Genomic DNA, 19,399 nt, shown 5'->3' on the forward strand with positions numbered 1-19,399 from the left:
TATGAAATCGAAAAACGTCTTGTATAAACGTTTTGGTGAACGTGCTATTTTAGTTGAGTGGAAAAAAGAAATAGATCGGGGTATTATAGGAGAAATCATTAATTTCAAGGAAAAAATTGAGAAAAATGGTATTAAACAAATAGTTGACTTAAAGATATCATTTAATTCATTACTAGTTGTTTATGAACATAAAATTAAAAACTACAAGGATGAATTGGCTCATATAGACAAAATCTATAATGAAAAATATAAATCTATTAAATCACGACGGTATTTATGGAAAATACCAGTGTGTTATGAATCGGAATACGCCCCTGACCTCAATGCATTTTCAGAAATAAAAAAGATGAATTCTGAAGATGTTGTAAAACTGCATACAGCTCATTCTTATCTCGTTTATTTTATTGGCTTCTTGCCGGGATTCTTGTATTTAGGAGGCTTGGATGATCGTTTACATTTACCCCGAAAGGCTTCTCCGGAATTGAATGTTCCAAAAGGTGCTGTGGCAATAGGCGGGAATCAAACAGGAGTTTATCCAAATGAAAGTCCGGGAGGCTGGCATGTTATTGGAAATACACCAATGACCTTTTTTGATGTGAATAAAGACGAGCCTTGCTTTGCTAAACCAGGTGATGAGGTAGCTTTTTATGAAATAAACAAAAAAAAATATGACGACATAAAAAAGCTTGTAGACCATGGTGTTTACGAAATAGAAAGGGAGGTGATCCGTGATTAAAGTATTGTCTGCAGGTTTGTATTCCACTATTCAAGATTTGGGACGTTTTGGATTCCAGGGTATCGGCGTTCCTTACTCGGGAGCTATGGATGACCGTGCAGCCCGGCTTGCGAACGCCTTGCTCGGTAATGATGAGAATAACGCTGTGATCGAGCAGACTATGGTAGGCGTGAAGCTTATGTTTGAAATTGACACCTGTATCGCAATTACAGGCGCTGAAATGCAGGCTAAAATAGATAATAAAGCTTTAGAGCTTAATAAAAGCGTATTGGTAAACAAGGGGTCTGTTTTGTCTTTTGGTGGCTTAAAACGTGGTATTCGCGGCTATATAGGTGTTATTGGTGGTTTTCAAACTCCATTAGTTTTAGGAAGTCGCAGTATGTATCCAAATATAACTGTTAGTCATATTCTAAAAGCTGGAGATGAGCTAAAGGTGATTCCTCTCAAAAAAGAAAGTCTAAATCAACATGCGCACTTAAAGGTTGATAGGACATATTTAGACTCGAAAATCTTGGAGGTATTTCAAGGTCCTGAATTTGAGTTTCTTACCAAAGTGCAACAGGAACAACTTTTTAATTCTGTGTTTCATGTTTCCAAACTAAACAACCGAATGGCTTATCAGTTAGAGGAATTGCTTGAAAATAACCTAGATCCAATTCTAACCTCAGGAGTACTCCCTGGAACCGTGCAGTTAACACCTTCAGGAAAACTTATCGTTTTAATGCGTGATTGTCAGACTACAGGCGGGTATCCCAGGGTGCTTCAATTGAAAGAAGAAGCCATAGCTGTTCTGGGGCAAAAAAAGTTTATGGATGAAATAAAATTTAAATTATTAAAATATTGATAAATAGAATCTTAAATTATTTCAATTAAACTATCTATTTATAATATAAGTTTGGAATTGAGTGTGTTTTATTGAAGTGATTTGCGCATTATAATCATTCCTCTGAAGTCTCTCAGCATTTTTTTAAAATCAAGACGCTCGGATCCAATGGTTTCAAAACCTTCTTTTTGGTAAAATCGAATAGCCTGCATTTGGGTGTCCATGGCTTTTAACCATATGTATTTGTTTTTCTTTAAAACAGCCTGTTTTTCCACATGTATCATTAATTCATGTGCCAGTCCTTTTCCGTGTAATTCCTGATTTAAGTATAGGCGGTGTAAAAATACAGCATTTTGTTGAGATGCTTCAGAGATTTTGGTATTGTAGCAATAGCGAAGAATTCCAACACGTTTATCCTCATAAATAATAAAACTATAAAAACACAGGTCTTCATTAAGTTCAGATACTAGATTTTCTAAAGAAAAACATTGTTGCAAATACCATTCAGAATTTTCATTTACCCACAAATGCTCGTAGGATGGTGGGTAAATATTTTTCATGAGGGTCATCAATGGCTTTTGATGCTGCTCTGCAATAGGTTCTAAATATAAACGATTGGTGACCTCAATCATGGATCAAGCGAGTTCAATAGCGATTTCAATCATTTCTTTGAAGGTAGATTGTCTTTCTTCCGAGGTTGTATGTTCACCACTAACCAAGGAATCTGCAATGGTAAGAATAGAAAGTGCATGTACTTTTAGCTTAGCTGCCATGGTATATAGACCGGCGGTTTCCATTTCAACACATAGGACCCCATAATCTGCCCACAATTTATATTGATCAGGCTTATTACTATAGAATTCGTCTGAGGTTAAAATATTACCCGCTTTCACATCAATACTCTTTATTTTTGCCACTTCTATGGCTTTTTGAAATAAGTTAAAATCAGCTGTTGGTGAAAAGTTTGCACCATCGAATTGATTACGGTTGATACTCGAATTAGAAGAGGCAGACATGGCAATTACAATATCTCTAATATTAATCTCTTTTTGATAAGATCCTGCGCTGCCAACACGAATTAGGTTCTTTACCTTGTATTCAGTGATCAGTTCATGCGCATAAATGGAAATAGAGGGAATGCCCATGCCGGTTCCCATTACGGAAATGCGTTTCGATTTGTAATAGCCTGTATAACCCAGCATTCCTCTGATGGTATTAAAGCATTGTGGGTTATCAAAGAATTCTTCAGCGATCCATTTTGCACGCAGCGGATCTCCTGGAAGTAGGATCGTTTCGGCAATACTGCCTTTTTTAGCCTCAATGTGTATACTCATGATTAATAATCTGAATTTGAAATTTGATTTGAAACAATCGCAATTCCTGAAGAGGTCCCTAAACGATCTACGCCGAGTGTGATATATTCCAAAGCTGTTTTGGGATCGCGAATGCCCCCAGACGCCTTTATTTTTACCTTATCTTTTGGTTGGATGGCTTTTTTAATGAGTTCAATATCTTGAATAGAAGCTCCTCTTGAACCAAAGCCTGTTGAGGTTTTTATAAAATCAGCTCCGGCTTTGATCACTAATTCTGAAGCTTTGGTAATCTCGAAATCCTTTAAGTAGCAGGTTTCAATGATAACTTTTAATATCGCATGAGGCATGAGTTTCTTTACCTCTGAAATATCATTTATAACGGCTTGATAGTCCTGACTTTTAAAAAAACCTATATTAAAAACCATATCAATTTCATGGGCACCATCATGTATTGCTCTGCGAGCCTCTTCTACTTTAGCTACAGTATTCATGGCGCCGAGGGGAAACCCAACAACAGAACATACCCTAATAGACGAACCGCTTAGTTCTGATTTGGCCAGGCCGACGTAGCAGCTGTTGACACAAACAGAATGAAATTGATATTCTTTAGCTTCTTTACAAAGCGCAATAATATCATTTCTTGAAGCCGTAGGTTTTAATAGGGTATGATCTATATAATTGTTTAACGATGGCATAGTGAAAATCACTTTAAACTATCCAAATGTATTAAACAAATATGGAAAAATGCTTACTCTGAAATATTATTATAGATAAACTTAGTTTTTTGAAAGGCTCATATTTTTCATCGGAGGTTCGGAAACTTGATCGTTGTTGCTCCGAGAATCCAAGTAATTTTGGAAAATGGCCTTATTCCTTTGTTGTTGTGACTTTTTTTTTAAGCCTGAAATGTATGACGAGGCAACCCGATCGGCTCCGGCCTCAACATATTTAATAGCTGTTTCAAAGTCTTCAATACCACCAGAGGCAATAATTTTAGCCTGATCCTTAAGTGTTTTCTTAATCATTTTTACGGCGGTTAATGTGGCGCCATTTTTTGAATATCCTGTTGAAGTTTTTACGTAGTCAATGTTACCCTTTAAGCAGATATCACAAGCTTTAATGATTTCGTTTTTGCTGAGCTCTGAAATTTCAATAATAACAGTAAGCGGTGTCGATCCAATAGCTTGTTTTACCTTGCTGATATCCTGAAGCATGGAAATATATTTTTCGCTTTTAAGATACCCAAGATTAATTACCATATTAATTTCGTCGGCACCATCTTCAATGGCTTTTTTTGCTTCGTAGACTTTCGAAGCAGTAGCCATGGCTCCTAAAGGATAACCAATTACGGTGCTTACTTTAACATCAGTAAATTTGAGTAACTTTTTTGCTATTGATACATAACAACTGTTAATGCAGATTGCGTTAAAACCAAAATTTTTGGCTTCAACACATAAGTCGATGACTTCACTTTCTGTTGTTGTAGGTTCCAACAGGGTGTAATCAATGTGTTGATAAATGTTCATTGTAATAAGTAGGTATTAGATTTAGGTTTAGGTTTTGTAAAAATTGTTGCTTTTACACGGCTAATGTAAACATTTTACCTGATTTTTTTATTTAATATGTAAAAATTTATCGACAAAACGTGTTGATAACTAGATGAAATGGGGATGAAATACACTAATTGGGTATATATTTTCAATATATCCTAGAAGACTTTACATGGCTTTTTCTTATATATTTTTTAGCATAAAAAAAGCAACACGCCCCTTTAAAGAAAGATTTATGTTGCTTTTTAACTAACCAACCAATTTAATGACGCTGTTATAAGGAAAAAGTTACATCAAATATTTTTTATTTTCTTTGTTCAAGATTCTTCCGATACTAAATTGTCTTGGTTCCTGAATACTAACTTTTCATCAAAAGCATCTAGGAGTATAATACTATCAGTGGTTATTTTACCTGAAAGGATCTCCTTACTCAAACCGTTTAGAACTTCTTTTTGGATCACTCGTTTAACAGGGCGGGCTCCATATTCAGGGTTGTAACCTTTATCTGCCAAATAAGCTTTAGCTTCAGGCGTGGCATCGAATGTAATCCCTTGTTTGCCTAACATTTTGCTAACATTTTTAAGTTGTAAGGTTACAATATCCTCGATATTTTCCTTACTTAAAGGTGTAAACATGATGGTTTCATCAATTCGATTTAAAAACTCTGGTCGTACGCTTTGTTTGAGTAAAGCTAAAACCTCAATTTTAGCGGTTTCCATAGCTGAATTAATATCCTTGGTAGCTTCAAAATGGCTTTGAATGATCTGGCTGCCAATGTTCGAGGTCATAATAATGATTGTGTTTTTAAAATCGGCTAAACGTCCTTTGTTGTCTGTTAAATGGCCTTCATCCAGTACCTGAAGTAAAATATTAAAGGTATCCGGGTGTGCTTTCTCAATCTCATCCAGTAAAACCACAGAATAGGGTTTACGTCGAACAGCCTCTGTTAATTGACCACCCTCATCATAACCTATGTATCCCGGAGGGGCACCCACCAATCTGCTAACCGCATGGCGTTCCTGATATTCACTCATGTCAATTCGTGTCATAGCCTTTTCATCATCAAAAAGATATTCCGCAAGGGCCTTGGCTAATTCTGTTTTACCAACGCCGGTAGTACCAAGGAATAAAAAGGATCCAATGGGTTTTTGTGGGTTTTGTAATCCTGCCCTGCTACGTCTCACGGCATCGCTTACAGCTTCAATGGCCTCATCCTGTCCTACAACCCGTTTGTGCAATTCGTTCTCAAGTTTCAGTAATTTTTCACGATCGCTTTGAAGCATTTTGGTTAACGGAATACCGGTCCATTTGGCCACAACTTCTGCAATGTCCTCATAGGTTACCTCTTCTTTAATCAATGAGTTTTCTGATTGCTCTTGCAACTGTTCCTGGTATTTTTCAAGTTGTTCTTGAGCCTCTTTTATCTTGCCATATCGTAGCTCGGCAACCTTACCATAATCGCCTTCTCGTTCTGCGCGTTCTGCTTCAAGCTTGTAGTTTTCAATCGCTTGTTTGCTATTTTGAATATTATCAACAACCTCCTTTTCGCTTTTCCATTTCGCATTAATATCGTTGCGTTGTTCTTTGAAATTAGCAAGATCAGCACGTAAAGATTTTAATTTGTTCTCATCTTTTTCACGCTTTATAGCTTCTATTTCAATTTCCAATTGCATGATCTTACGATCCAGAACGTCGAGTTCTTCGGGTTTAGAATTGATCTCCATGCGCATTTTTGATGCGGCTTCATCCATTAAATCAATGGCCTTATCCGGTAAGAATCTGTTGGTAATATAACGTTGCGATAATTCTACAGCGCCAATAATAGCGTCATCCTTAATGCGCACCTTGTGGTGTGTTTCATACTTTTCTTTTATACCGCGTAAAATAGAAATAGCGCTTTCCGTATCTGGTTCGTTCACGGTAACCTTTTGAAAACGACGCTCCAAAGCCTTGTCCTTCTCAAAATATTTTTGATATTCATCTAACGTTGTTGCGCCAATGGCTCTTAATTCACCACGAGCAAGTGCAGGTTTCAGAATGTTAGCCGCATCCATGGCGCCTTGTCCGCCACCGGCACCAACTAGGGTATGGATCTCATCTATAAAAAGGACAATGTCACCTTCGCTTGAGGTTACTTCCTTGATCACCGCTTTCAGGCGTTCTTCAAACTCACCTTTATATTTCGCTCCGGCAATCAGGGCGCCCATATCTAAAGCAAAAATTTGTTTTTCCTTTAAGTTTTCAGGGATATCGCCATCAATAATTCGATGAGCTAAGCCTTCTGCAATAGCAGTTTTACCAGTGCCTGGTTCTCCTACTAAAATAGGATTGTTCTTGGTGCGTCGTGAAAGAATTTGAAGGATTCGTCTGATTTCCTCATCGCGCCCAATTACCGGATCTAGTTTGCCGTCCTTAGCTAACTGATTTAAATTTTTTGCATACTTGTTCAAAGCATTATAGGTTTCTTCCTGACTTTGAGAGGTCACGTTTTCACCTTTTCGTAGTTCTTGGATGGAGGCTGTGAGATCTTTTTCTGTAACCCCTTGATCTTTTAACATTTGTGCTATCGAACTTTTAGATTTTAAAATAGCAAGGATTAAATGCTCGATCGACACGAAATCATCTTTCATTTTCTTGGCGTAGATCGCGGCTTCATTTAGTGTTTTTCCTGCTTCACGGGATAACATGATTTCACCACCAGAAACTTTTGGAAAACTCTCCAATTGCTTGTCCAGAGAATGATTTAGAGTAATGCCATTAACATTAAGTTTCTTCAATAGAAAAGGTAATACGTTTTCATCAACTTCGGAAATACCTTTGAAAAGGTGTTCATTTTCTATTTGTTGGTGGCCATAACTTTGAGCGATTTGCTGCCCCTGTTGTATGGCTTCCTGCGATTTTATCGTATAGTTATTTAAATTCATAATATTTTATATTTGCACTCCTGAAAGGAGGGTTTTTATCATTTCGTTCATCATACTATGGTCAATAATCTTACCATGGTGCAGAGCAGGACAAAATGTCCTCCTGTTTTAGGAATATCGTGACTTTTCGTCAGTTTGTAAGCTTTGAGAAATGATGCGACTTAATTGAAAATTGTTAAAAGAAAAATTTCAAATATGGGTTTATTAAATAAACTTTTTGGAGGTTCTAATCACGAGCCGGATATTCAGGATCTTCCGTGGAATGCATTAACGGATGAAATTCAAATAGATAATATTAAAAAAAGGTCAGAGGGAAAAGCTCAAATTATTTTTAAACATTCTTCACGTTGTGGTATTAGCCAAATGGTGCTCAACAGGTTTAAAAAGGCCTATGATCTTTCAGAAAATCAAGTCGATTTATATTTTTTGGATATCATAGATTACAGGTCGGTTTCAAATGCCATTGCCGAAATTTTTGGGGTAACTCACGAATCTCCCCAATTATTAATTATTAAAAATGAGATCGTTGTAAAACACGATTCACATAATGGTATTAACACCATTAATTTGGACCAATACATTTAAATTAATTTAAAAAATAACTTAAGATGGATCATTCAGCCTATCTTTTTGTTTATGGATCGCTATTGAAAGGTCAAAATAACAAGATGGCTGACCTTCTTAGTATTTATAGCGAGTTTTTAGGGGAAGGGTTTTTTAATGGAAAATTATATTTAGTGTCCTGGTTTCCCGGTGCTGTGTTGAGCGATAATAGCTCGGATAAGGTTTACGGTCATATTTTTAAACTTAATAATGAATCGAAGGTACTCTCTGTTTTAGATGATTATGAGGGTTTTGGGCCTGGTTACGACGAGCCTTATTTATTTAGACGTGAATTAAATACGGTAAATTTAAAACAAGGTTCTCAGGTGGAGAGTTGGGTGTATCTTTACAATTTACCTGTGCGAAAATTGCAACGGATTCCTGATGGCAACTATTTAAATTTCAAAAGTCAATAGTTACTGATTTTTAGGGTTTTATAATTTATTTTTGGTTTAAACGCTAAACTTAGTTATATTATTGGTTTACTTAAAGGTGTGTTTTGCAGTTATTTCCGCCTAAAGTTAGTTAAACCAACCCATGAAAATAAATAAATTCTCATCCAAAAGTTTCACACTTCTTTTTATTATTTTAATTGGATTTTCTTCTTGCCTGGATAAAGGTTCTGAGAATTCTTCATCTTCAAAAGTAACCTATGAATCCATTGACTGGGATCTTAAGGATATTAAAAAACTCGGAAAAATACGTGCGTTAACAGTTTATAGCGCTACAACTTATTTTTTGTATAAAGGCCGACCTATGGGTTACGAGTACGAATTGTTAAAGCGATTTGCAGAGCACCTTGGTTTAGAGCTGGAATTAATAGTTGTTCAAAACATTGATGAATTGTTTGAAAAATTAAATAATGGAGAAGGGGATATCATCGCCCACGGACTTACTATTACCAAGGAGCGGAAGAAAGAAGTTGCCTTTACGGATTATTTATACCTCACAAAACAGGTTTTGGTTCAAAAAAAACCGGATAATTGGCGAACCATGCATTGGCATAAATTAGAGAATGCCATGGTTCATGATGCTATTGAATTACTTAATGATACGGTTCATATCAGGGCAAATTCAGCTTACAAAGAACGTATACAAAATCTATCTGAAGAACTTGGTGGCCCCATTCATATTAAAGAACTTCCCGGGGAACTTTCTACAGATCAAATCATTCAAAATGTAGCTCAGGGTGAATACGAATATACCATATCAGACTACAATATTGCCAGTATAATGGAGGCTAACTTCCCTGTTTTAGATATCAGTGTTCCGGTTAGTTTTTCCCAACGGATTGCCTGGGTAACACGTTTAAGTTCACCTGATCTTTTAAAAGCCACCAATAAATGGTTAAAAACCATGAAAAGAAAGGTGGATTATAATGTGATTTATAATAAGTATTTTAAAAATAAAAAGGCTTTTCGAAGTCGTGCAAAAAGTCAGTTTTACAGTCTTAATAAGAACCAAATCAGTCCCTACGACAAGATCCTAAAAAATTATTCCAAAACCTTGAATTGGGATTGGCTTCTACTCACATCTCAGGTTTATCAGGAATCACGATTTGATCCAAAAGATAAATCGTGGGCAAATGCTGAAGGGCTTATGCAAATTATGCCAGCTACCGCCAAAGATCTTGGTGTTACAGATCCTACTGATCCTGAGCAAAGCATCCGTGGTGGAACCAAATATCTAAAGCAAATATGGTCTAATTTCGAAAAAGTAACCGATTCCATTCAGCGTATTAAATTCACTCTGGCATCTTATAACTGTGGGTTATATCATGTAATAGATGCCCAACGTTTAGCACTAAAAAAAGGGCTTGATCCCGAAAAGTGGGATGATAATGTCGAGTTGATGATTCTTGAACTAAGCAAACCTAAAATGTATAATGATCCGGTTGTTAAATATGGTTATGTTCGGGGTATAGAACCCTATAATTACGTAATCCAAATTTTTGAACGTTACGAGCTCTATAAACAGGTCATTAATACCTAAATAAAAATCACCTAAAACAAAATCGTTAATGTTTTAGGTGATTTTTTAAATGGTTATTAATACTTAGCGCACCATCTCAATAAGTGTGGCCATATAAACAAACTTCATATCTCGGGTTTGCATAGCCTCATTAATTTTCTTTATTTGGTCCTCAGAGAGGTCTGGGTCAAACGCATTAGCCGAAAGCGCCTGCTTTACGTTTTTAAACATATTAACAGTCATATGTGAAGCATAGGTGTCACTTCCAAAAGGGATCATGATACGTAATAGTCCCCAATAACTCTTACTTCCATTATCTACCATTTTCTGATGCATCGGTTGAAATAATGTTTTTTCTGCGGTTTCATAAGCATCAAAACCGTCCATAGGTGCTTTCATATAATCCATATATGCTACTGTTCCTACTTTCATTTCTTCACCTCCGGTCGTACTCGCCAATTCATGAAGATAGGTTCTCACAGCAAGATCTCGAGTTTTTCCTGCGCTCCACAATCTTTTGTTTAAATCCTCATCAGACATATCCGGGTAGGCTGCTTTGGCGTATTTCATATAATCAACAGGAGCGAACATCTTTTCTGCAGAATCAAATAAGGTTGCCGTAGCATATTGATAACCTTGATCTTCACCGCCAGGAAGTAAGGACCACAGGTCCCAACCAACAATACTTCCATCAGCAGCGCGTTGTGCATGTATTTTTTTCCAAAACTGTTCAGTTTGGGCATAATCACCCTCCTGTTCGTTGTCGACATGCATTAACTCAAAAATGATAAAAAGGTCATCTTGAGCCAATACGGGAAAGCTTAATAAAGCTAACAGAATAATCATTAATAATTTTTTCATAAGTCTTTAGTTTGGTTAATAATGAATAACATCCTTAACGTGAAGTAAGCTAGACTCAATATAAATTGGGCACCAAACTACTTGAGGTTAGATTCTTATGAAAGAAAAGAGAATTATAAATTTACAATATTTTTTAATTCGAATTAAAAAAGGATCCAATTTAATTGGATCCTATATATTGTTAATATTAATACTTTGGAATTTGAGTAAACTTAAAACCCTTAACAATTTCGTTAAGAAAGGCTTTATAAGAATTATAATTAATATAGGTTTAAGTTGACTCTGAAGACTTTGAGGATCTAAATTTGAATTATCTGACATCAAAATAAAACGAAGCCACGCTCAGGTGTCACTAAACTTATTTTTTAGAGTTAATTTTGTTGTAAATAAGGGCAAACAAAAGGCCAAATAATGCGCAAAATATAACAATAATTGGCCCTAATACAGCCATTACAATAGTATGATAACCACCACTTCCTCCATAATTTGGATTATTAGGAGCGATCATCTTTCCAAAGGCAAATGCAATTAAAATTCCTATTGCCGCGGCTATTAAAGCATGTTTTTTTAATGATTTTTTTTGGCGTCCTGGCTCTTCGTTAGCTTGCTTCATGCTTTTTTATCTTAATGCAAACCCTTATTGACTTAATTAAAAGTATAGCTGTTAATAATACTTTTGAGTTTGAGTTTGAGGTCTTCACCAGTATCATAAATCATTTGTTCTTCCGTTGGGAACGGTACTGCACGCCGTTCTAAAAATGGAATTAAATCCGTAGCTAGAGCTCTACGATCGCCATTTGCCGTTGCATAAATATGCTCAAAAACAAATTCACTGCTTATAGGGAAGGCATCTACCAGTTGGTTGGTTTGTACGTTATAATATTCAACGTTGCCCACAACCTGAGTGGCTTTAAATTGCTTAAACTCGTAATAGGTACAACTTACGGTTTTATAATTGTCCACCTTAATAACGTTGCCAAGACTGTCTTTTACAACTTTGCCATTTTTGATTAATTCTTTCTTACCATCAACGATTTGTTTTTCTTTGGTCAGCTGACGTTCTTTAATTTGTTCGGGTGAAATGTTGATCTGTCTGAATCCTACTTTCATGTTGTAGTTATAATTAATACCATCTTCGGGAGCACTGTGATAAATAGTCCAGAAATTGTTTAAACCATAACTACTGAAGTTCAAAAGGTCATTTTCCAAACGTTGAGGAATCACTTTTCCGGATTCATTCACCATATCAACCAAAACAAAATCGGCACCTTTTAAGTGGGCCAGATCCCTTAATTGATTGACGTCTCTGTAATTTGGATTTATATTTTCAATAATACTTAAACTATTATAAGCTTCTCTGGCATCCAATTTATTATTTGTATTTAATAAGCCCTGAGCTTTGTCGTACATATAATCGGAAGCTTTGTTTTTAAATGTTACAATGTCAACATTATAGTTCTTAAAATTAAAGTTCACTTCCCTGCCATTAACGTACAAGGGGAGTAGAGGTTTAATGCGTTCCTGACGATTATCAAGCGCGACATACTTATCGTAAATTTGAATAAAAGTTTCGGGGTTGTTATCCGTTTTTAAATACTTGATATCGTTAATATCGCGTTCAGAGGCTTTATTGTAGGAGTCTTGTAGCAGCACGATAATATCTGATTTGCTCCGCTTATCCTTGTTAACTCTGAGTCTTTCAATGGCGCTTTCAATAGCCTGGTCGTAATTACCTACACTTACGGCTTTTTCCATTTGGCGCCGCGTACTGCAGGATAGTATAATTAAAATTACGAAACTAGTGAGTAGTGATTTTTTCATGGGGCATGTTTTAAAGTTGTTTGGTCTGTTGTTCCAAAATTGGTGCCAAAGTACTTAAAACATGGTTAAAATGCAAATTTCTTAGTTAAAATGTATTTTTACGTATATTTTATGTAAGAAAAATATTATTTTTTGTAAATTGGAAGTAATTTGGTAGACACTTCACCAAACCCAATTCGTGTGCCATCCTTTTCACAATGGCCTCTCATAATCACCGTATCATTGTCGTTGATAAACTTTCGTTCCGAACCATCCTTCATTTTTAATGGTTTTTCACCTTTCCAGGTGAGCTCGAGCATAGACCCGTAAGAATCAGGAGTCGGACCTGAAATTGTACCGCTACCCATCATGTCGCCTGAATTCACGGGACACCCATTAATAGTATGATGCGCCAGTTGCTGCACCATTGTCCAATACATGTATTTAAAGTTAGAGTGGCTTACAATAGTTTCCTTGGCGCCTTCTGGCTGAATGGCTACTTCCAAATGAATATCGTAGCTCTTTTTACCCTTATATTTCAGGTAGTCCAGTTGTGGTTTAACCGGTTTCGGCCCGTCACATCTGAAAGGTTCTAAAGCATCTAAAGTAACGATCCAGGGAGAAATAGAGGAAGCGAAGTTTTTTGCTAAAAACGGGCCTAAGGGCACATATTCCCATTTTTGAATATCTCGAGCACTCCAATCGTTTAATAGGACCAACCCGAAAATATATTCTTCGGCTTCGTTCGTTGGAATAGGTTCGCCAAGATCGTTTGCATCCGTGGTTATGAAGGCCATTTCCAATTCGAAATCTACCAATTTACTTGGTCCGAATACAGGTTCTGTTGCCCCATTAGGTAACGTTTGTCCCTGAGGGCGATGCACCGGGATTCCCGAAGGAATTATTGAAGAGCTTCTTCCATGGTAGCCCACGGGGATGTGAAGCCAGTTGGGTAATAGTGCATTATCAGGGTCTCTAAACATGCTTCCAACATTCGTGGCATGCTCCATGCTTGAGTAAAAATCCGTATAGTCTCCAATTTGAACCGGAAGCTGCATTTCGATTTCATCTAAACGGAACAACACGATTTCCTTATGGTGTTTATTATCCTTTAAAACCGGGTTATTGCTGTCAAAAATTTCAGCAATTCGATTCCGAACGGCTCGCCAGGTTTTACGGCCGTCTGCAATAAAATCGTTTAAAGTATCTTGCAAAAAAATATCATCCGTTAAAGGAATACCATCAAAATATCCCAATTGATGTAATGCTCCTAAATCGATAGCTGTATCTCCAATTCGGGTTCCAATAGTAATGATATCATCACGCGTTAAGAACACCCCAAACGGTATGTTTTGAATAGGGAAATCTGAATTTTTATCAACGTGTAACCACGATTTTCTATCTGGATTATTGGCGGATATCGGCATATGCTTTACTTTATTTTCTTTTTATTCAATTCTTATCAAACGTACACATTTTTTTTATTTTAATTGAAAAAATCAGAAAAAATCTATTCATATGATAAACGTTAATAAAATGGTTGAAAAGTTAATTTCTATTATGGGATTTTTAATGTGAAAAACTATTGTATTTGCTATTTTTGTACAACATCAAAAAAGAAAACAATTTATGCAACGCGACGAACAGATTTTTGAACTTATTGAAGCAGAACACCAACGCCAATTACACGGTATAGAACTGATTGCTTCTGAGAATTTTGTAAGCCAACAAGTTATGGAAGCGGCAGGTTCCGTTTTGACCAATAAATACGCTGAAGGTTATCCAGGAAAACGTTATTATGGCGGTTGTGAAGTGGTTGATGAAGTAGAGCAGATTGCCATCGACCGTGCTAAAACCCTGTTCGGAGCTGAATATGTAAATGTGCAACCGCACTCCGGAAGTCAGGCCAATACAGCTGTTTATCATGCCTGCTTAAATCCGGGCGATAAAATATTAGGTTTTGACCTATCTCACGGGGGACATTTAACACACGGCTCACCCGTGAATTTTTCAGGACGATTATATACACCTGTTTTTTATGGTGTGGAAAAAGAAACTGGAGTATTAAATTACGATATTATTCAGGAAATTGCAACTAAGGAGCAGCCTAAGTTAATTATAGCAGGTGCTTCAGCGTATTCCCGGGATATCGATTTTGAACGTTTTAGAACCATTGCTGATAGTGTTGGCGCACTACTTTTAGCAGATATTTCACATCCGGCCGGATTGATCGCCAAAGGCATTTTGAATGATCCATTACCGCACTGTCATGTCGTAACAACCACTACTCACAAAACCTTACGTGGTCCACGTGGCGGTATGATTATGATGGGTAAGGATTTCGATAATCCATTCGGGATTACTTTAAAGAATGGTAGTTTACGGAAGATGTCCTCCCTGCTCGATTCTGCGGTATTTCCTGGAAACCAGGGCGGGCCTCTAGAACATATTATTGCGGCTAAGGCTATTGCATTTGGTGAAGCCTTGACCGATGAATTTTTGCATTACCAACTTCAGGTTAAGAAAAATGCCGACGCTATGGCTAAAGCTCTGGTAGCAAAAGATTATCATATTATTTCGGGTGGAACAGATAACCACATGATGCTTATTGATCTTAGAAATAAGAATATTTCTGGTAAAGACGCCGAACAAGCTTTAGTGAAAGCCGATATTACTGCGAACAAGAATATGGTTCCTTTTGATGATAAATCACCATTTGTAACTTCTGGAATTCGTTTGGGTGTTGCAGCCGTTACAACACGTGGTTTGAAAGAAGCTGATATGGTAGCTATTGTAGATCTGGTAAATGAAGTTATCGAAAATCATGAGGATGAAGCTACACTTGAAGCTGTTAAGACTAAAGTGAACGCGATGATGAAGGACAAACCTTTATTTGTGTAAATAGAAAGTGCATATTTGTATAAAGTCCCGCAAAAGCGGGACTTTTTTATTCGAAAGTGATATGTTGGTAGGCTCCTGCATCCGGAGCAGTAGTGCGGTCAACATTCAATAGATCTGTTGGTACCTGTAAAGCGAAATCTAGAAATCCCAGATTAACAGCTGCTGAATTTTCACCAATGATCAATTGATTGTTCTGCGGGTCTTTAAACGCGGGATCTTCATTGAACACTATTGCCTCATAATGTGCGTTATCATTAAAGTCATAATTCGGCCCAGTGTAGTTATTATTGGAATCATTGAACCGAATGAGACAATGATCAAACTTGAAGTTAAAACTAACAGCAGGGTCTTCAATTTCATCTAAAATAAATTCAGGGTTATCATTTCCGTAAATGATACAATTATTGAAATTGGCCTCTGTCAGGTCGGCTAGTATCGCATTATTATCTTCATCTAAAACAAAATTATTCAATAACAACGCGGGAAACTGTCTGAAACTCCCTGTCCAGTAATTAGCCAATGTACTATGTGTGAAATTGTATTTTCCGCCCAATGTTCCGGCGAAAGCCGATAATCCTGCCTTGTTAATAACTACATTTTCACCTGATATAGCCGTATTTCTACCTAGGACACCAAAACTGGAACTGTTATAGATCTGTGTATTGCTGAGGGTTAATTTCGGATTTGGATCATTAGGATTACCATCACTCAAAATTCCGATAGATGCATTCTTTATTGTTGCATAATTGATATGGTTTTCGATACTGCCGTCGTATAACCAGATCGTACCCCATTGGCCGGGAACTTCGGCGTATTCCGGTTCCAATCGGTCACCTTCAAAAATAACTTCGTTCTCCAAGAGTTCTTGATCAGAGCTATAATCTCCGTTCACTTGTAAACTAGCGCCTTCTTTGACAATAATTCCGGAATTGGCATGAAAATGAAGCCTTGCGCCCGCATCAATAATTAAAGTTTCGCCACTTGGTACCGCGGCAAAGCCATAAATAACGTAGGGCTTTTCATTGGTAAAACGAAGTTCTTCAGGCATCAATTCGCGACCTTGAAGATCGGTTTCCGTGGGTTGGCCATCGACATTCAATGTTAGTGTTTCAACAACCTTTGTGGTGTTATCTCTATTGGGGTAGATAAAAATGGCGTCTTTAACCAGGGTGACCAAGGGGACAGACTGAACTGTATTTCCGCTACCAAATTGTATGGCATCGGTGTATAAAAAATTCCCATTGGTACTTCCATAATTATTTATATCAATAGTCGTTTCAATAAAAATATATAAACTATCACGGGCTAATAATTCGACATTTTCAAAATCCTGACCCGCCATACCATCCACATTCAAGCGGTAATTTGAAGTGGTTCCATTAGCCAGAGTAATAGACGGAATTATAATATTGACTGAACTCCGATTATATACTTTTAAATTATAGGTACTTGATCCAATATTGGTAAATACGGTATCAAGATAAACGGTGTCTTTGGAGAAGGTAAGTTGTCCTGAACTATTAGTAAAATTGAAATCCTTTCGACAAGAACTCCAAAACATTAGAAAGCAGATAAGACCAATTAAATAAACTAGTTTTTTAAACATGGGACGTTTTGGTTGAAAAAGCTAAAATATAACTTTTCAATTTAAGAATTTAGAATGGATGCTATTGACCCAAAAAAAAACGTTTCTTTTTGGTTATTATTTTAAGGGTTCTAAATTTTATTCGATAAGTGCTTTTATCATTTTTACAGCTGATTCAGGGGTGATGTCACGTTGGGGAGAACCAAACATTTCATATCCTACCATAAACTTTTTTACGCTTGCACTGCGTAATAAGGGTGGGTAGAAACTCATATGCATGTGCCAATGACTTTGGTCTTCACCATTTGTAGGTGCTTGATGAATTCCGCTAGAATAGGGGAACGAGGTGTTAAAGATCTTATCGTAAGCCTTGGTAAGAACAGAAATAGCTTCAGCAAATGAATATGGCTCGTTGTTTTGCAGTTCCAAAAGATTGGATCGGTGTTGTTTTGGAACGATCATAGCTTCAAAAGGCCAAACTGCCCAAAAAGGCACTAAAACCACGAAAGCATCATTTTCATAAATGATTCGCTCCTGTTTTTCTAATTCCTGAGCTAAATAATCACCAAGCAAACTGGTTTTATTTTTTTTAAAATAGTTTAACTGCCGTGTATTCTTTTTATCAACCTCATTTGGAAGTGTAGATTGGCTCCAGATCTGACCATGTGGGTGCGGATTACTACATCCCATCACAGCCCCTTTATTTTCAAAAATCTGAACGTAATTAATGAGCTCCTTTTCGCCAAGGGCTTTGTATTCGTTCTGCCAGGCTTCTACTACTTTTTCAATGGCTTTGGGTTCCATATCAGCCAAACTTTTTGAATGATCCGGGCTAAAACAAATAACCTTGCAGATCCCTTGTTCGCTTTGTGCGATCAATAAGCCATCTTCAACTTCAAAGGATGGAGAATCAGACTGTAAAGCAGCAAAATCATTTGTAAAAATATATACATCTTCGTATTTCGGATTTTCTTCACCATTAATTCGTGTATTTCCGGCACACAAATAACATTTCGGGTCGTGCGATGGACGTTTTTCATTATTAACGGCTTCGTTCTGACCTTGCCATGGGCGCTTCGCGCGGTGTGGAGACACCAAGACCCACTCCCCGGTTAGGATATTCAATCGTTTATGTGAATAATCTTGTAAATCAGTTGTCATAATATAGTTAGTTAGTTTATTGCATGAGTTCCGTCGGACAATGACACGGAATAAATTGAACAGGCCTTATTGAAGGTTTCCTTGTAATCCTTGGCAATGTCATGTTTAAATTCAGAAACAAAATCCTTGGCGATCAGGTTAATGGTACAACCCCCAAATCCGCCGCCCATCATACGGGCACCGAGAATTTCGGTGTGCTCCTTAGCTCTGTCAACAAGAAAATCAAGTTCGGCACAACTCACACGGTATTGGAACTGCAAACCTTCATGAGATCCATAAATAAGCTTTCCTAAAGTTTCCAGATCTCCGTCTTCCATAGCTTTTGAAGCAGCCTGAGCCCTGTTATTCTCTTGTACTACAAAGAGTGCTTTTTGATAATCTTCATCGCTAACCTTATCTTGAATTGTTTTTAAATCGGCTTCAGTAGCATCACGTAAAGCTTTAATACCTAACATTTTTGAAATGTTTTCGCAAACCAAACGTCGGTCATTATAGGCACTATCAGATAAACTGTGTTTTACATTAGTATTTATTAGCATGAGCTCATAATTTTCAAAATCGATCTTAAACGGTTTGGCTTCCACAGTTCTACAATCTAAAAGCAGGGCGTGGTCCTTAATCCCAAACATACTGGCATATTGATCCATAATACCGCAGTTTACACCAACGTAATTATGTTCTGCCATTTGTGAGATGAGGATCATTTCTATTTTTGATAGGCCAAGGTCGAATAAATTATTTAATCCATAAACCACACTGTTTTCGAGTGCTGCAGAAGACGACATTCCAGATCCGGAAGGAATATCGCCACCGAAGACCATATTAAAATCACCAATCGTCTTACCTTTTTTCTGTATTTCAGAAACCACACCTAAAACGTAGTTACCCCAGCTTTCTTTTTCCAAAGGCGCGATGTGATCTACGGAAAAGCTTATCGTATCATTAAAATCGGCAGCGGTTACTACAGATTTTCCGGAACTACTTTTGCTTAAAGCCGCTATAATACCTTTGTCTACAGCAGCAGGAAAAACAAAACCGTCGTTATAATCTGTATGTTCTCCGATGATGTTGATACGTCCCGGAGAGAAAATGAGCAATGGTGCTTCAGCATATTTGTCGGTAAATGCGTTTTTGATGGTTTCAGCTAATTCAGTGTTCATAATGTCATGTA

At 37.0% G+C, this 19,399-nt stretch carries 18 protein-coding genes; 6 read left to right on the forward strand and 12 right to left on the reverse strand.

The genetic code is table 11. From position 1 onward, the window contains the following. Position 1 precedes the first annotated feature (1 nt). Both pxpB and V8G61_RS11905 read left to right on the forward strand, forming a co-directional pair. The gene (pxpB, locus tag V8G61_RS11900) at positions 2–736 is read left to right on the forward strand and encodes a 5-oxoprolinase subunit PxpB (protein WP_394875951.1); all 735 of its coding nucleotides are present in this window, start codon (positions 2–4) and stop codon (positions 734–736) included. Beyond that, entirely contained in the window at positions 729–1,580 is an 852-nt protein-coding gene (locus tag V8G61_RS11905) for a biotin-dependent carboxyltransferase family protein (protein ID WP_394875952.1), read from the forward strand. Before pxpB ends, V8G61_RS11905 begins: the two co-directional genes overlap by 8 nt. A gap of 68 nt (positions 1,581–1,648) precedes the next feature. Here the strand turns inward: V8G61_RS11905 and V8G61_RS11910 are convergent, their stop codons facing one another. The 5 genes from V8G61_RS11910 to clpB all read right to left on the reverse strand — a co-directional run bounded on the left by V8G61_RS11910 (position 1,649) and on the right by clpB (position 7,346). Then, entirely contained in the window at positions 1,649–2,119 is a 471-nt protein-coding gene (locus V8G61_RS11910) for a GNAT family N-acetyltransferase (RefSeq protein ID WP_394875953.1), read from the reverse strand. A 75-nt stretch (positions 2,120–2,194) separates the two neighbouring features. Beyond that, the gene (gene deoD, locus V8G61_RS11915; protein WP_394875954.1) at positions 2,195–2,893 is read right to left on the reverse strand and encodes a purine-nucleoside phosphorylase; all 699 of its coding nucleotides are present in this window, start codon (positions 2,891–2,893) and stop codon (positions 2,195–2,197) included. Positions 2,894–2,895: 2 nt separating this feature from the next. Continuing rightward, positions 2,896–3,567: a deoxyribose-phosphate aldolase gene (gene deoC / locus V8G61_RS11920; RefSeq protein ID WP_394875955.1), complete on the reverse strand. Its 672-nt coding sequence runs from the start codon at positions 3,565–3,567 to the stop codon at positions 2,896–2,898. Positions 3,568–3,648: 81 nt separating this feature from the next. Next, a complete protein-coding gene (gene deoC / locus V8G61_RS11925) occupies positions 3,649–4,398 on the reverse strand; it encodes a deoxyribose-phosphate aldolase (RefSeq protein WP_394875956.1) in 750 nt (249 codons plus the stop codon). A 341-nt stretch (positions 4,399–4,739) separates the two neighbouring features. Then, positions 4,740–7,346 (reverse strand): ATP-dependent chaperone ClpB, encoded by a 2,607-nt coding sequence (gene clpB / locus V8G61_RS11930; RefSeq protein WP_394875958.1) that lies wholly within the window; start codon positions 7,344–7,346, stop codon positions 4,740–4,742. A 195-nt stretch (positions 7,347–7,541) separates the two neighbouring features. On the opposite strand from clpB, the gene ytxJ reads away from it, so the two are divergent. From ytxJ to V8G61_RS11945, 3 genes are all read left to right on the forward strand, one after another. Further along, positions 7,542–7,931: a bacillithiol system redox-active protein YtxJ gene (ytxJ, locus tag V8G61_RS11935; RefSeq protein ID WP_394875959.1), complete on the forward strand. Its 390-nt coding sequence runs from the start codon at positions 7,542–7,544 to the stop codon at positions 7,929–7,931. A gap of 23 nt (positions 7,932–7,954) precedes the next feature. Next, positions 7,955–8,365, forward strand: coding sequence for a gamma-glutamylcyclotransferase (locus V8G61_RS11940; RefSeq protein ID WP_394875960.1), 411 nt, complete (start codon positions 7,955–7,957; stop codon positions 8,363–8,365). A gap of 121 nt (positions 8,366–8,486) precedes the next feature. Beyond that, the gene (locus V8G61_RS11945; protein WP_394875961.1) at positions 8,487–9,941 is read left to right on the forward strand and encodes a transporter substrate-binding domain-containing protein; all 1,455 of its coding nucleotides are present in this window, start codon (positions 8,487–8,489) and stop codon (positions 9,939–9,941) included. Positions 9,942–10,004: 63 nt separating this feature from the next. On the opposite strand, the gene V8G61_RS11950 is transcribed toward V8G61_RS11945, so the two are convergent. The 4 genes from V8G61_RS11950 to fahA all read right to left on the reverse strand — a co-directional run bounded on the left by V8G61_RS11950 (position 10,005) and on the right by fahA (position 14,008). Further along, positions 10,005–10,781, reverse strand: coding sequence for a hypothetical protein (locus V8G61_RS11950; protein ID WP_394875962.1), 777 nt, complete (start codon positions 10,779–10,781; stop codon positions 10,005–10,007). 358 nt (positions 10,782–11,139) lie between these two features. After that, complete coding sequence (locus V8G61_RS11955; RefSeq protein ID WP_394875963.1) at positions 11,140–11,394, reverse strand: hypothetical protein; 255 nt, start codon at positions 11,392–11,394, stop codon at positions 11,140–11,142. A 32-nt stretch (positions 11,395–11,426) separates the two neighbouring features. Next, the gene (locus V8G61_RS11960; protein ID WP_394875964.1) at positions 11,427–12,602 is read right to left on the reverse strand and encodes a hypothetical protein; all 1,176 of its coding nucleotides are present in this window, start codon (positions 12,600–12,602) and stop codon (positions 11,427–11,429) included. Between the two features lie 125 nt (positions 12,603–12,727). Next, positions 12,728–14,008, reverse strand: a complete 1,281-nt coding sequence (gene fahA / locus V8G61_RS11965) for a fumarylacetoacetase (RefSeq protein WP_394875966.1) — start codon at positions 14,006–14,008, stop codon at positions 12,728–12,730. A gap of 202 nt (positions 14,009–14,210) precedes the next feature. Here fahA and glyA point away from each other — a divergent pair, with 202 nt between their 5' ends. Further along, positions 14,211–15,482, forward strand: coding sequence for a serine hydroxymethyltransferase (gene glyA / locus V8G61_RS11970; RefSeq protein WP_394875967.1), 1,272 nt, complete (start codon positions 14,211–14,213; stop codon positions 15,480–15,482). A 46-nt stretch (positions 15,483–15,528) separates the two neighbouring features. On the opposite strand, the gene V8G61_RS11975 is transcribed toward glyA, so the two are convergent. The 3 genes from V8G61_RS11975 to galK form a co-directional block, all read right to left on the reverse strand. Continuing rightward, positions 15,529–17,088 (reverse strand): hypothetical protein, encoded by a 1,560-nt coding sequence (locus V8G61_RS11975; RefSeq protein ID WP_394875968.1) that lies wholly within the window; start codon positions 17,086–17,088, stop codon positions 15,529–15,531. Positions 17,089–17,205: 117 nt separating this feature from the next. Continuing rightward, positions 17,206–18,228 carry a UDP-glucose--hexose-1-phosphate uridylyltransferase gene (locus V8G61_RS11980; protein ID WP_394875970.1) on the reverse strand — a complete coding sequence of 341 codons (1,023 nt, stop codon included), beginning with the start codon at positions 18,226–18,228 and terminating at the stop codon, positions 17,206–17,208. Between the two features lie 11 nt (positions 18,229–18,239). Beyond that, entirely contained in the window at positions 18,240–19,388 is a 1,149-nt protein-coding gene (gene galK, locus V8G61_RS11985) for a galactokinase (protein WP_394875971.1), read from the reverse strand. Positions 19,389–19,399: the final 11 nt, after the last annotated feature.

The sequence above is a fragment of the Gaetbulibacter sp. M240 genome (genome assembly GCF_043876815.1).
Classification (GTDB): Bacteria; Bacteroidota; Bacteroidia; order Flavobacteriales; family Flavobacteriaceae; genus Gaetbulibacter_A.

What these genes read in the sequence shown, in the direction of transcription:
- pxpB (WP_394875951.1), top strand. Translation starts at nt 2, where the DNA reads ATGAAATCGAAAAACGTCTTGTATAAACGTTTTGGTGAACGTGCTATT.
- V8G61_RS11910 (WP_394875953.1), bottom strand. Translation starts at nt 2,119, where the DNA reads ATGAAAAATATTTACCCACCATCCTACGAGCATTTGTGGGTAAATGAA.
- deoD (WP_394875954.1), bottom strand. Translation starts at nt 2,893, where the DNA reads ATGAGTATACACATTGAGGCTAAAAAAGGCAGTATTGCCGAAACGATC.
- deoC (WP_394875955.1), bottom strand. Translation starts at nt 3,567, where the DNA reads ATGCCATCGTTAAACAATTATATAGATCATACCCTATTAAAACCTACG.
- deoC (WP_394875956.1), bottom strand. Translation starts at nt 4,398, where the DNA reads ATGAACATTTATCAACACATTGATTACACCCTGTTGGAACCTACAACA.
- clpB (WP_394875958.1), bottom strand. Translation starts at nt 7,346, where the DNA reads ATGAATTTAAATAACTATACGATAAAATCGCAGGAAGCCATACAACAG.
- ytxJ (WP_394875959.1), top strand. Translation starts at nt 7,542, where the DNA reads ATGGGTTTATTAAATAAACTTTTTGGAGGTTCTAATCACGAGCCGGAT.
- V8G61_RS11940 (WP_394875960.1), top strand. Translation starts at nt 7,955, where the DNA reads ATGGATCATTCAGCCTATCTTTTTGTTTATGGATCGCTATTGAAAGGT.
- V8G61_RS11945 (WP_394875961.1), top strand. Translation starts at nt 8,487, where the DNA reads ATGAAAATAAATAAATTCTCATCCAAAAGTTTCACACTTCTTTTTATT.
- V8G61_RS11950 (WP_394875962.1), bottom strand. Translation starts at nt 10,781, where the DNA reads ATGAAAAAATTATTAATGATTATTCTGTTAGCTTTATTAAGCTTTCCC.
- V8G61_RS11955 (WP_394875963.1), bottom strand. Translation starts at nt 11,394, where the DNA reads ATGAAGCAAGCTAACGAAGAGCCAGGACGCCAAAAAAAATCATTAAAA.
- V8G61_RS11960 (WP_394875964.1), bottom strand. Translation starts at nt 12,602, where the DNA reads ATGAAAAAATCACTACTCACTAGTTTCGTAATTTTAATTATACTATCC.
- fahA (WP_394875966.1), bottom strand. Translation starts at nt 14,008, where the DNA reads ATGCCGATATCCGCCAATAATCCAGATAGAAAATCGTGGTTACACGTT.
- glyA (WP_394875967.1), top strand. Translation starts at nt 14,211, where the DNA reads ATGCAACGCGACGAACAGATTTTTGAACTTATTGAAGCAGAACACCAA.
- V8G61_RS11975 (WP_394875968.1), bottom strand. Translation starts at nt 17,088, where the DNA reads ATGTTTAAAAAACTAGTTTATTTAATTGGTCTTATCTGCTTTCTAATG.
- V8G61_RS11980 (WP_394875970.1), bottom strand. Translation starts at nt 18,228, where the DNA reads ATGACAACTGATTTACAAGATTATTCACATAAACGATTGAATATCCTA.
- galK (WP_394875971.1), bottom strand. Translation starts at nt 19,388, where the DNA reads ATGAACACTGAATTAGCTGAAACCATCAAAAACGCATTTACCGACAAA.